Origin of the sequence: Gorillibacterium massiliense, assembly GCF_000455485.1 — a bacterium.
GTDB lineage: Bacteria > Bacillota > Bacilli > Paenibacillales > NBRC-103111 > Gorillibacterium > Gorillibacterium massiliense.
Map to the genome: position 1 here is coordinate 20,797 of NZ_CBQR020000153.1, position 12,923 is coordinate 33,719.

General features: G+C 52.9%; 8 protein-coding genes and 1 pseudogene. 6 read left to right on the forward strand and 3 right to left on the reverse strand.

What is annotated here, in order from left to right; all coding sequences use genetic code 11:
- Nucleotides 1–118 precede the first annotated feature (118 nt).
- Both TJ79_RS21820 and TJ79_RS21825 read left to right on the forward strand, forming a co-directional pair.
- Nucleotides 119–1,588 (forward strand): S41 family peptidase, encoded by a 1,470-nt coding sequence (locus TJ79_RS21820; protein WP_040952475.1) that lies wholly within the window; start codon nt 119–121, stop codon nt 1,586–1,588.
- Between the two features lie 113 nt (nt 1,589–1,701).
- Nucleotides 1,702–2,991 (forward strand): PDZ domain-containing protein, encoded by a 1,290-nt coding sequence (locus TJ79_RS21825; protein WP_040952476.1) that lies wholly within the window; start codon nt 1,702–1,704, stop codon nt 2,989–2,991.
- Nucleotides 2,992–3,205: 214 nt separating this feature from the next.
- Here the strand turns inward: TJ79_RS21825 and TJ79_RS21830 are convergent, their stop codons facing one another.
- Entirely contained in the window at nt 3,206–4,015 is an 810-nt protein-coding gene (locus TJ79_RS21830) for an OmpA/MotB family protein (RefSeq protein WP_040952477.1), read from the reverse strand.
- A complete protein-coding gene (locus TJ79_RS21835) occupies nt 3,999–4,793 on the reverse strand; it encodes a flagellar motor protein (RefSeq protein WP_040952478.1) in 795 nt (264 codons plus the stop codon). The genes TJ79_RS21830 and TJ79_RS21835 overlap by 17 nt, the downstream gene beginning before the upstream one ends.
- Nucleotides 4,794–5,100: 307 nt before the next feature.
- Between TJ79_RS21835 and uvrB the strand changes: the two genes are divergently transcribed.
- The 4 genes and pseudogenes from uvrB to TJ79_RS21855 all read left to right on the forward strand — a co-directional run bounded on the left by uvrB (nt 5,101) and on the right by TJ79_RS21855 (nt 11,236).
- On the forward strand, nt 5,101–7,101 hold the full coding sequence (uvrB, locus tag TJ79_RS21840) for an excinuclease ABC subunit UvrB (protein ID WP_040952479.1): 2,001 nt from the start codon (nt 5,101–5,103) through the stop codon (nt 7,099–7,101).
- Nucleotides 7,102–7,160: 59 nt separating this feature from the next.
- Nucleotides 7,161–10,046 (forward strand): excinuclease ABC subunit UvrA, encoded by a 2,886-nt coding sequence (gene uvrA / locus TJ79_RS21845; RefSeq protein ID WP_040952480.1) that lies wholly within the window; start codon nt 7,161–7,163, stop codon nt 10,044–10,046.
- Between the two features lie 156 nt (nt 10,047–10,202).
- Nucleotides 10,203–10,922 (forward strand): annotated as a pseudogene (locus TJ79_RS21850) (AzlC family ABC transporter permease).
- Complete coding sequence (locus tag TJ79_RS21855; protein WP_040952481.1) at nt 10,913–11,236, forward strand: AzlD domain-containing protein; 324 nt, start codon at nt 10,913–10,915, stop codon at nt 11,234–11,236. Before TJ79_RS21850 ends, TJ79_RS21855 begins: the two are co-directional and overlap by 10 nt.
- 712 nt (nt 11,237–11,948) lie before the next feature.
- Here TJ79_RS21855 and TJ79_RS21860 read toward each other — a convergent pair.
- Nucleotides 11,949–12,911 (reverse strand): DUF4850 domain-containing protein, encoded by a 963-nt coding sequence (locus TJ79_RS21860; protein WP_040952482.1) that lies wholly within the window; start codon nt 12,909–12,911, stop codon nt 11,949–11,951.
- Nucleotides 12,912–12,923: the final 12 nt, after the last annotated feature.

Here is a 12,923-nt window from a genome sequence, read left to right on the forward strand (position 1 = left end):
GACGACCGATCTGTTGCGCCATCAGAGGTCCAATGATAAATTAAATAATAAACCGTGCGAGTGCCTCATATAATGACATGCATAAGACGGGCCTCTTGATAAGGGTGGTGTTTGCCTAATGGTTTTTAAAGGACGTACGGTTCTTGCTTTTGTGCTGCTGGCGCTGTTTGCCGGCAGCCTTTTGACCATGACGGCCGGTGATATTTCTTTCCGCGACAATGCGTCATCTCCAAAAGCTTCGACAACTCCTCAAGCAAGTGCATCCGAGGAAAACGGAATCACTCAAAAAGATTTGGATAAAGTAGAAAAAACCTACAGCCTGATTGAATCCAACTATCTGACCAAGGTCAATCACGACACCATTGTGAATGGTGCCATCAACGGCATGCTGGCAGCGTTAGACGATCCGTATACGACGTATATGAATCAGGATGAAGCCAAGGAATTCAGCGAAAACATCAACTCCTCCTTTCAGGGCATCGGAGCGGAATGCTCGATTGTAGACGGCAAGGTGACGGTTATGTCTCCGCTTAAGGATTCTCCGGCAGAGCGGGCGGGCATTCGGTCCAACGATGTCATCTCATCTGTCAATGGCGAGAGTTTGGATGGGTTGACCTTGAACCAAGCGGTGATGAAAATCCGTGGGCCCAAGGGTACCCAAGTCAAGTTGGCCATCCTGCGCGCGGGCTCCAGCGCCCCGATCGAGCTCTCGATTGTGCGTGACGATATCCCGCTCGAAACGGTATATGGTGAAATGGTTACGGACACGATCGGTAAAATCGAGATCACTCAGTTCTCCACCAACACCGCGGAACGTTTCACGGAGGAATTGAACAGCCTGGAAGCGAAAGGCATGAAAGGGCTGATCATCGACGTGCGCGACGACCCGGGCGGCCTACTGCAGTGCGTAATCGACATTGCCGAGCATTTCGTTCCGAAAGGCAAGCCGATCCTTAACGCAGAGGATCGCGACGGCAACCGTCAGCCCTATCTGGCTCAAGGCAAATATCCCCTTAAAACGTATCCGGTCACCGTTTTGACCAATGGCGGCAGTGCCAGCGCTTCCGAAATTCTGGCGGCCGCGATTCGAGAATCGGCAGGCGGCAAACTGATCGGGGAGAAAACCTATGGAAAAGGTACCGTTCAGGTTACTTATGAACGGGAGATGGGCGACGGCAGCAATATTAAGATGACCATCAATAAATGGCTGACTCCCGACGGCAATTGGATTCATAAGAAGGGAATTGAGCCCGATGTCGCCGTTTCTCAGCCGGAGTATTTCCGGATGCTGGCCATGACGATGAAAGAGACGCTCAAGCCGGATACCGTAAGCGATGAAGTAAAGAAGCTCCAGGTCATGCTACAGGCGGTCAAGATGGACCCGGGCCGGGAGGACGGTTATTACAGCGATAAAACGACCCAAGCGGTCAAGGCGTTTCAGAAGAAATCAGGACTGAAGGAAACCGGCTTAGCCGACCAAGCGACCATGACCAAGCTGGAAGAAGCCGTCGTTCAACTGATCCGCGATCCGAAAAATGATGAACAGTTGAAGGCTGCGGTTAAGGCTACCGAAGACCGGCTGAAATAGACCTAAGATAAGGCTGGCGGTAAAAGGGAGACTGTTTCGAAGGTCTCCCTTTTCTACACTTATAGGTGCGCAAATCATGAAGTAAAAAGGTTCGCAAAGGAGCTATGACTAATATGGAGATCGTAGAACTGTGGCTGGAGCGGTTGCTATGGGCGCTGGTTCGTTTGGCGCTAAATCCATTCTATTATCTGGGCATCCTCTTTATCGTGCTGCAGTATCGGCGGCAGATCGCGTTGGAGCGTCGTCTTTTTGCCGTAAAACTGCGGTCTCTCGTTGCCGAAACGGGAAGAACCTGGCTGTGGGGGCTCCTTGCAGGCGCAGTAGCATCCATTCTGATGACAGGAACCGGAATCCGTCTTCAGCCGGAGACGGTTCTATTGCTTTGGGCAATTACTTTCGTGTTGCTATTCTTCCGAATCCGGCATTTATGTTTGGCCTATGCGGCTGGGATACTCGGTATTATCCATGGTATTCTTTCGTATATTCCTGCATGGGACAAGACAGAAGGAATCGATTGGCTGCACCGGGCAGTAGATGGAGCTGATCTTCCTTCCCTGTTTATCTTGGTCGGCGTGCTCCATCTATTGGAAGGAGTGCTGCTCCGCTATCAGGGTCACCGGATGGCTTCTCCCCTTTTCGTAGAGAGCAGACGAGGCAAAATTATCGGTGGTTACCAGCTTCAAGGGTTTTGGCCGATTCCTCTGTTTCTGCTGGCACCTCTGTCAGGAGGAGATTTGCACCCGGCTTGGGAGCCGCTTTTCTCCGGCAATTGGCAGGCAACCGGTTGGGACTTCCTTGTTTTTCCTGCCGTTATCGGTTTCTCTCAAATGAATTTCGCTCATTTACCGAAGGTCAAGCTCCGGCAGAGCTCCGGTCTGCTCTTCGGTTATGCTGCGATCATGATCGCCGGAGCGGTATTGACCTACTTTTGGGACGGAGCGGGCCTTTTGATCGGTTTGCTTTCCATCGTGCTGCATGAAGCGATCGTCTGGATTGGTAGTCACTTGGATGCGGGGCGACGGCCCCTTTTTGTCAACGATGAGCGGGGACTGAAGATACTTGCCGTCATTCCCGGCAGCGCAGCGGAAGAAGCCGGATTAACGGCGGGGGAAATCGTGCATCGAGTAAACGGAGAACAGGTGCGGACAAAAGAAGAGATGCACCTGGCGATGCGCCTCAATTCGGCCTTTTGCAAGCTGGAAGTGTTGAATTTGGAGGGGCACAGCAAGTTCATCAACCGTCCGCTGTTCGCCGGTCAGCATCATCAGCTGGGACTGGTCCTGTGCCCGGATGATCAAGCGCCTTTTTACGTGACAGAAAAGCCGTTTTCGCTGCTGGCCTTCATGCGGAAAAAGAAGCTTGGTCTCATTCGTAATGATAATGAAACCGGTATAGACCTTTAAGGTTCTCATACAAAATAAATTCGTATCTATATAAGTTGAGCGAAAGAAAGGGATGAAGGAGCGGAGAAACCGATTGTTCTGGAAAAGCGTCAGCGGTCGCCTTTGCGATCAGAAGAATAATCAGGTTTTGCAGTGACGGAATCCTTGCAGTCTTTAGTTCAACTTATATAGCAAAAAAGCAGCACCTCGTTGGGTGCTGCTTTTGATTTTTGCGTTAGCGCAGAACGACGATCTCGACGCGGCGGTTTTTTTGCCGGTTCGCCTCTGAATTGTTGGGAGCGATAGGGCGGGTATCGGCATAAGCGACCGCTTGGAAGGTAGTATCCGGTAGTTTCGACGTATCCGTGAAATAGCGTAGAACCGAAAGAGAGCGTTCATAGCTTAACTGCCAGTTGTCGTGGAAATAACCGCTGCGGATAGGCAAATCATCCGTATGGCCCTCGACGCTGATAACAGCTCCCGTAAGGGAAGGGAACAGGCTAGCCATCTGCTGTAAAATCGGGTAAGCGCCTTGACGCAAATTCGCGCTGCCCAGATCGAACAGGAAATAATCTTTTAACGTGACGACAATGCCCTTTTTTGCATCCTGTACGGATACTTGGGCTTCCAACTTGTTGTCGTGTATGTATTGCTTGATGATGTCGTACAAGTTTTGCAGCTGGGCTTCTTTTTCCATCGCTTCTTTACCCATTTGCTCCGCTGTTTTGCGGTCTTGATCCGTTTGAGTCGAATCCGTGTTACCGCTGGCTGTATTGTCTTTCTCGGAAGGAGCCGGACTTGAAGGCGGATTAAGGCTGCCGACGACCCCGCCTGCACCTACATCATGCGGAATGAAGGTATCGGATTTCTGGAACTGGTAATGCAGCGATTGGGCCAGCATATTGTATTTGGCAACATCGACCTTGCTCATAGAATACATGACGACAAAAAAGACGAGGAGCAGCGTGATCAAGTCCGAGTAGGTAATCAGCCAGCGCTCATGGTTTTCATGCTGCTGATGCTTTTTTTTAGCTCTCCTGGACATCGGCTACCACACTCTCTTCCTGAGCGGCTTTGTTCTTCACATGGAGGAAGGAAGACAGTTTTTTCTTGATCAATTGCGGGTTTTCCCCAGCTTGGAGGGCCAGAATGCCTTCCAGCATCAGTTCGCGCTCATTCATCAGTTCGCTGCTGCGGATTTTGATTTTGTTGGCGATCGGCAAATAGATAACGTTGGCGCTGGCGACACCATACAAGGTCGCGGCGAAGGCAACGGCGATTTTCGGTCCGAGACTGTTCGGATCCTCCAAATTGCCCAGTACGTGAATGAGTCCGAGCACCGTACCGATAATACCCATGGTGGGCGCATAGCCGCCGGCGGATTCGAATATTTTCGCGTAGCCTTCGTGTTCATGCTCCAAGGCGTCCATTTCCAGCTCGAGGATTTGCCGGGTCAGCTCCGGATCGGTACCGTCGACAACCATCATCAGTCCTTCTTTGAGGAAAGGATTCGGGTTGTCTTGGGCGCGCTGCTCCAGAGCGAGAACGCCTTCCCGCCGGGCGATGGTGGCCATTTCAACGATTTCGTCGATGGCTTGCTGGGGGTTGTGCTTTTGCTCGATGAAGGCCATCCGAAGTGCACTCGGAATTTGCTTCAGTTTGGATAGCGGGAAGCTCACGATAACAGCGCCAAAGGTGCCGCCGAAGACGATGATCGCCGCCGTATAGATCATGAGGGCGCCCATATCCCCGCCTTCCAGCATAAAACCGCCAAGGAGTGACAATAATCCGAGTATAAGGCCTATAATTGTTGAGATATCCACTAAATCCACGCTCCGTCCGACTAGTTGGGTTCCGTTTGTTCGTTATTGCACTCGGTCACCGATTGCAACCGAAAAGGGAAATAAGGTATAATATATCGAACACATATTCCTATTTTCCTGCGGTTTTTACCGATTCCGAACCTCGCTAGCCTTTTTATCGGAATTTTATTAATAAAACTTTAGAGGCATCGTCCGTATTTAACATGCAGCCGCTCGGGCACGCCAGCAAACGCATGAAGAAGCGGCGCTGCCGCCTGATTGCTAGCCTTCGTTCGAGAAGGTCATTTCAGAATGAGGAGGGGATTTCATGAGCGATCTCAGGATCAGCGACAAAAAATTCCAATTGGTATCGGAATTTTCTCCTCAAGGAGACCAGCCCCAAGCCGTAGAAAGCTTGTTGGAAGGCTTGCAGGCGGGAAAGAAGCATCAGACACTGCTGGGTGCCACCGGTACCGGCAAAACCTTCACCATCGCCAATACCATCGCGAAAATCAACCGACCGACCTTGGTTATCGCCCATAACAAGACGTTGGCGGCGCAGTTGACCAGCGAGTTCAAGGATTTTTTTCCGGAAAATGCGGTGGAGTACTTCGTCAGCTACTACGATTACTATCAGCCCGAAGCGTATATCCCCTCCTCAGACACCTTCATCGAAAAAGATTCCAGCATCAACGAAGAAATCGATAAGCTGCGGCACTCGGCTACCAGCTCGCTGTTCGAGCGCCGGGACGTCATCGTCGTCGCTAGCGTTTCCTGCATCTACGGCCTCGGTTCTCCAATGGAGTACCGGGATTTATCCATGTCTTTGCGGGTCGGGATGGAGAAGTCGCGCAACGAGCTTTTGCACCGGCTTGTCGATATTCAATATGAACGCAACGATATCAACTTCGTGCGCGGCACTTTCCGGGTTCGGGGGGATGTGATCGAGATTTTCCCGGCATCCCGAAGTGAGCACGCGGTGCGGGTGGAACTGTTCGGAGACGAGATTGAAAGAATCACGGAAATCGATACGCTGACGGGAGAAATTCTCGGAGAGCGGGAGCATATTGCGATTTTCCCTGCATCTCACTTTGTCACCCATGAAGATTCATTGAAACGGGCTATCGTCGATATCGAACGAGAGCTGGAAGAAAGACTCGCCGAACTGCGAGGATTAGGCAAGCTGCTGGAAGCCCAGCGTTTGGAGCAGCGGACACGCTACGATATTGAGATGATGCTGGAGGTGGGCTTTTGCTCCGGTATCGAGAACTACTCCGGCCCGCTGACCTTCCGTCAGAGGGGAGCGACTCCATATACGCTGTTCGATTACTTCCCGGACGACATGCTCATCGTCGTGGACGAATCCCACGTCACGCTACCGCAGATCCGCGGCATGTATAACGGCGACCGCGCGCGCAAGGAAGTGCTGGTGGAGCACGGTTTCCGTCTTCCTTCGGCACTGGACAACCGGCCGCTGCGTTTCGAAGAGTTCGAAAAGAAGATCAATCAGATCATTTACGTATCGGCGACGCCGGGACCTTTTGAAATCGAGCATTGTCCGGTGATGATCGAGCAAATCATTCGGCCGACGGGTCTTTTGGACCCGCTCATCGAAGTGCGGAAGACGAAGGGGCAGATCGACGATCTCATCGGCGAGATTAACGACCGAGTGGCCAAGGACGAGCGGGTGCTGGTGACGACGCTGACGAAGAAGATGGCGGAAGATTTGACCGATTACTTCAAGGAAGTCGGCATCAAGGTTCGGTACCTCCACTCGGATATCAAAACCTTGGAACGGATGAGTATTCTCCGTGAGCTGCGGCTCGGGACCTTTCACGTACTAGTGGGGATTAACCTGCTGCGGGAAGGCCTGGACTTGCCCGAGGTGTCCCTGGTGGCGATCCTTGACGCGGACAAAGAAGGCTTCCTGCGGGCGGAGCGCTCGTTGATTCAAACCATCGGACGGGCGGCGCGGAACTCAGAGGGTAAGGTTATCATGTATGCCGATAAAATGACCGACTCTATGGACAAGGCGATCCGCGAAACGGAACGCCGCCGCAGCATCCAGATCAAATACAACGAGGATCACGGCATTACTCCGACGACGATCCAGAAGAAGGTCCGCGATGTCATCGAAGCCACGAAGGTGGCGGAGCAAAAGGCGGATTACCTGGCCGGCGTCAAGGAATCTGGCAAGTTGTCCAAGCGCGATCGGATGTCGGTTATCGAACGGTTGGAGAAGGAGATGAAGGACGCCGCCAAAAACCTGCAGTTTGAGCGGGCTGCCGAGCTTCGCGATGCGATTATGGAATTGAAATCGATGGATTGATCTTTCGTTCAATTTATATAGAGTTGATTCAAGCGCAAAATCGGGAGGAGTGCCAAAGCGTGGCCATTGAAAACATCGTCATCAAAGGGGCGAGAGCCCACAATCTGAAAAATATCGACGTCACCATTCCCCGGGACAAGTTCGTCGTCTTAACCGGTCTCAGCGGCTCGGGGAAATCGTCTCTTGCCTTCGACACCATCTATGCGGAAGGACAGCGTCGTTACGTGGAATCCCTGTCCGCCTACGCCCGCCAGTTTCTCGGGCAGATGGACAAGCCGGACGTGGACTCCATCGAGGGGCTGTCTCCGGCTATCTCTATCGATCAGAAGACGACGAGCCGCAATCCCCGGTCCACCGTAGGCACGGTGACGGAAATCTATGATTACCTGCGGCTTTTGTACGCCCGTATCGGCCACCCGCACTGTCCGATTCACGGCATCGAAATCACCTCACAGACCGTTCAACAAATGGTGGACCGGCTGATGGAATATCCGGAGAAAACTAGGTTGCAGATCTTAGCGCCGCTTATTTCCGGCCGCAAAGGCGAGCATGCCAAGCTGTTCGATGAAATCCGCAAGCAAGGCTTCGTGCGCGTGCGGGTAGACGGGGAGAATCGCGACCTGTCCGAGACTATCGAATTGGAAAAAAACAAAAAGCACACCATCGAGGTCGTCGTGGATCGAATTGTCATCAAGAGCGATGTCCATGCCCGGCTTGCCGATTCCTTGGAAACGGCGCTCAAGATGGGGGAAGGCAAAGTGCTGGTTGATGTGATGGAGCACGAAGAGCTCCTGTTCAGCCAAAACTTGGCTTGTCCGGAATGCGGCTTTAGCATGGACGAGCTTTCGCCGCGAATGTTTTCCTTCAACAGTCCTTTCGGGGCTTGTCCGGAATGCGACGGCCTGGGCAGCAAAATGATCGTCGATCCGGAGCTTCTTGCGCCGGACCGGTCGAAGACCATCGAGGACGGCGCCTTCGAAGCGTGGGCAGGCAGCACGTCTAATTATTACCCGCAGTTTCTGGCGGCGGTTTGCCGCCATTACGGCATCCCGATGGATATTCCCGTATCGGAGATGCAGTCCGACCATTTGGACAAGATCATTTACGGAACCGGCGGGGAGCGAGTGCATTTCCGATATGAAAATGATTTTGGACAAGTCCGGGAAGCGATGGCTAGCTTTGAGGGCATCGTGAACAATCTGGAGCGCCGTTATCGGGATACTGCATCCGAAGGGATTCGCGAATTCATCGAAGGCTTCATGACCACCAAGCCCTGCGAGAAGTGCAAAGGCAAGCGGCTGAAGCCGGAGATTTTGGCGGTGACCGTGGGCGGAGAGAATATTGCTCATGTTACCGATTTGGCGGTGGGCGATGCCCAAGGCTTTTTTAACGGGCTGACGCTGACGGAGCGGGAAAATTCCATCGCCCATCTGATCCTGAAGGAGATCTGCGAGCGTCTGGGCTTCCTGGTCAATGTCGGTCTCGACTATTTGACCATGAGTCGGGCGGCCGGCACTTTATCCGGGGGCGAAGCCCAACGGATTAGGCTGGCGACGCAGATTGGTTCGAGTTTGATGGGCGTTCTGTACATTTTGGACGAACCCAGCATCGGGCTGCACCAGCGGGACAACGACCGGTTGATCCAGACTTTGGCGCATATGCGGGATCTGGGCAATACGCTGATCGTTGTCGAGCACGATGAGGACACGATGCTCGCCGCCGACTACATCGTCGATATCGGCCCGGGGGCCGGCATTCACGGAGGACAGGTGGTGGCCATTGGCACGCCCCAGGAGATCATGGACAACCCGAACTCCTTGACTGGGCAATATTTGAGCGGTCGCAAGATTATCCCCGTGCCGGAAAACCGGCGCAGCCCCCGTGAGGAATGGCTGGAAATCCGCGGCGCTAAGGAAAACAACTTGAAGAATGTCAATGTGAAGATTCCTCTGGGTGTGTTCACCTGTGTTACGGGTGTTTCCGGTTCCGGGAAGAGTACATTGGTCAATGAGATTCTCTATAAATCCATGGCTCGGGATTTGAACCGGGCCAAGGTTCGTCCAGGCGCTCATAAGGAGATCCTCGGCTTGCAGCACGTCGAGAAGGTCATCGACATCGATCAATCGCCCATCGGCCGTACGCCGCGCTCTAACCCAGCTACGTATACCGGCGTGTTTGACGATATCCGCGATTTGTTCTCCACCACCACCGAGGCGAAGATTCGTGGCTACAAGAAGGGCCGCTTCAGCTTTAATATCAAGGGTGGACGCTGCGAAGCCTGCCGCGGCGACGGTATCATCAAGATTGAGATGCACTTCCTGCCGGACGTTTACGTCCCTTGCGAAGTGTGCAAGGGCAAGCGCTACAACCGGGAAACGCTGGAGGTCAAGTACAAGGGCAAGAACATTGCCGAAGTGCTGGAGATGACCATCGAAGACGGCACCCACTTCTTTGAAAACATTCCGCGCATCCATCGCAAGCTGCAAACGCTCCTTGATGTCGGATTAGGCTATATGACCCTCGGCCAGCCGGCGACGACCCTCTCCGGCGGAGAGGCCCAGCGGGTGAAGCTGGCGTCAGAGCTGTACCGGCGCAACACCGGCAAGTCCTTCTACATCCTCGACGAGCCCACCACCGGGCTGCACGTCGACGATATCGACCGGCTGCTGAACGTCTTGCACCGGCTGGTGGACAGCGGGGAGTCGGTGCTGGTCATCGAGCATAATCTCGATGTGATCAAAACGGCCGATTATTTGATCGACTTGGGCCCGGAGGGCGGTAACAAAGGCGGAACCATCATCGCCAGCGGTACGCCGGAGCAGATATGCAAGGCGCCTGCTTCTTATACCGGCAAATATCTGCTGCCGATTCTGGAAAGGGACCGTAAACGGACAGCTGAATTGCAGAAAACGGAAGCTTTAGCAGCCAGCAGCAGCAACGTGTAAGGTGGACCACAAACCGATGAAAGCACTCTTTTCTTCCTGTTTTGGGAGAAGAGAGTGCTTTTTTTTACGGGCATATTCAGCTTTTAGAAGGAGTCTGCTACTATATGAGCTAGGAATGGGATAGTGCGGAAGGAACCGGTGGAATCGTTGAAATCGATGGATGTGCAGGGGACGGGCGAGCGCAGGCCGTTCGAAACCTTTTTACAAGGAGTAAAGGATTGCGTTCCGACCCTTCTCGGGTATTGGAGCATCGGGTTTGCCGCTGGGGTGGTGGAGCGGACCGCAGGCTTGAGCCTCGCGGAAATCGCCTTGCTGTGCTTGCTGCTCTATGCGGGCTCGGCGTAGTTCATTTTCGCTGGAATGATCACCGTCGATCACGGCGGAGCGGCGGTAGTCGCGACCATTTTCTTCGTGAATCTGCGCATGCTTTTATTGAGCGCGGCGTTGTCACCTTATTTCCGCCAGTTGACTCCGCTGAAAAATATGCTGATCGGCTTTCTACTGACGGATGAAACGTTCGGCGTCGCCTCGGGAATCACCCAAGGGCGAACAGCCATCAGCGAAAAATGGATGCACGGCCTGAATGTGACGGCCTATTTGAACTGGTTCGTCGCGAATCTGGTCGGGGCGGTCTTCGGCCAATGGATTTCCAATCCAGAGGCACTTGGGCTGGATTTCGCTCTGCCAGGGATGTTTATCGGCCTCTTGGTGCTGCAACTGGCGAGCCGCAAACAACTTCGTACCGATCTCATCGTCGCCGTGGCGACGGGAGCTGCTGTCGTTGGGCTAAGCTTTTTTGCAGGCTCGAGCATCGGCATCATTGCGGCAACGATTGTCGGGTCGACATTGGGGATGGTGATCGATAAATGGAAGTAAGAATGTCGGTTTTCCTCCTGATCGCCGCTTCGGCTATCGTCACCATTCTCCCGCGGATCATTCCTTTGATGGTGCTGAGCCGGCTGCAGTTGCCGGACTGGCTGATGAAGTGGCTGAGCTATGTGCCGATATCTGTCATGGCGGCGCTGGTCGCTCAAGAAGTGCTGGTACCTGGTGGCTCATTTTCACTGTTTCATAATGTGGAGTTGTGGGCGGCGCTTATTACCTTCTGGGTGGCTGCAAAGACACGCAGCCTTCTTGGCACAGTGATTGCCGGGGTTGTGATTGTGATGGTGTTACGCTTCATCGTGTAGCAGGGTACCGGAATGGTTCAATAGAGAATGCAAGCGGCCCACCGCTTGCATTCTTTTTTTTGTATAACAATACCCCCAGTTCGACTGGGGTTCGGGAAAGCTTAAAGCGATGAGTAGAATATCTCTTGAAATTGATCATTGAAATTGATCATGAAGTGAATGCCGGTCTACCAACAGTACATATGAAATCTATGGAGATTAAAGGATGGATAAGAGTTGTCTCAATAAGTGCCATTAAACCGAGCAGGAAGCGAAGAGCGAGTGGATGAATACCTGCAAATATACCGTTATTGCTCTTCCCGTGAAAGGAGTTTTTGAAATACCTGCAAACTTACAGGTATTTCGAGCTCAAACTCTTCATTCATAACCATGGGACAAAAATACCTGTACAATCACAGTTATTTCTGCTAACGGGCCAACATTGTTTGATTTTACTGCATTTTCGCAGCTATTCGCCACAACGCTGTTCCAAGCCCCACGCAGGATCACGTCCACACGTAGGTAGGTATTCGAGAGTAGAGCGAGCTCATTGATCCGTTTACGGGGGAGTCAGTCAATAAGGGCAGGGGGTAGGTAACGTGACCCCTTTTGGGGCTACCCTGTGAACGTTCCGCGGTTGGCATTCAGTGCGCAATTGAGGCGCTGGCTTGCACCATGCCCTTATAGGGCTGGCGGAAGCCACCGGCTAAGCCTGCGGTTATGATTTACGGGGTTAATTCATTTCCTTAACCTCGTTCATAAACTCGTAATATGACAGCATCGTTTGCGCTAAATCGTTCCGATCTTTGGAGATGGACAACTCGATACCGCCGAACCAGGCGCCGCCTTCATGGCGTTCGTACGCTGTGCCTCTTGTCACGTAACCGTTGTTTTTGTTCTTGAGCTCATATTCGATCTCGTGCTCGCCAATCATTTTGTAGTTTAGATAAGATAAGGGGTCGCCGGGAAACGATTGATCTTCCGCCCACTTGGAGAGCTTTGGGAAATAACTGCCGATACTCGAGATCGCACATCCCTGGCAGCCACCAGCCGTATCCATGGTCGATAATCCTTCGTGGTTGTCAACGGGGTTAACCAAGTTGATGCCGAAGGAACCGTTAGCGCCGACGGTTGCTCCACTCGCAATCCAATCTTTTGGCGCGATGATGAGCATCCCCTGACCACCATAACCGAGATTCATCCAAAAAGCAGCGAGCTTGCCGGCTTGTTCCGCCGGGATGCGAAAAGCAACAGTTGGAAGAGGATCAGGCGGCGTGATCGAGGGTGGCGCATCACCTGAATCGGCACTATAGGTGGTTTCGACTCCGATCAGCGGTAATTGCACCGCATCTTTGTCTCCATCTGTCTGAAACGTGACAGTCCCCTTCTTGATGAGCCTTGGAAGGGGATTTCCGTTTTCGTCCAGAGCAGGAGACGGTAAAGCCTCTGCTGGCGTAGTGGCAGAAACAGACGGTCCGGCAGAAACAGCAGGGGAAGCTGGTGGCGATAACGATGGCTCCACTGAGGGTGATTCGACTGCGGTTGCGGTGCTGGTCACAGACGGCGCAGGGCTCGCCATCGGCGTGGAAACCGTCCGTGTCGAAGGTTCTCCGCACGCCGAAAGCAATGCGAGTGCGATGAAGACAGCAGCGCTGATTGCTTTTTTTGAAGTTGAAGAGAATTTCGGCAAGGTCATGGGAACCTCCAA

What these genes read in the sequence shown, in the direction of transcription:
- TJ79_RS21820 (WP_040952475.1), top strand. Translation starts at nt 119, where the DNA reads ATGGTTTTTAAAGGACGTACGGTTCTTGCTTTTGTGCTGCTGGCGCTG.
- TJ79_RS21825 (WP_040952476.1), top strand. Translation starts at nt 1,702, where the DNA reads ATGGAGATCGTAGAACTGTGGCTGGAGCGGTTGCTATGGGCGCTGGTT.
- TJ79_RS21830 (WP_040952477.1), bottom strand. Translation starts at nt 4,015, where the DNA reads ATGTCCAGGAGAGCTAAAAAAAAGCATCAGCAGCATGAAAACCATGAG.
- uvrB (WP_040952479.1), top strand. Translation starts at nt 5,101, where the DNA reads ATGAGCGATCTCAGGATCAGCGACAAAAAATTCCAATTGGTATCGGAA.
- TJ79_RS21855 (WP_040952481.1), top strand. Translation starts at nt 10,913, where the DNA reads ATGGAAGTAAGAATGTCGGTTTTCCTCCTGATCGCCGCTTCGGCTATC.
- TJ79_RS21860 (WP_040952482.1), bottom strand. Translation starts at nt 12,911, where the DNA reads ATGACCTTGCCGAAATTCTCTTCAACTTCAAAAAAAGCAATCAGCGCT.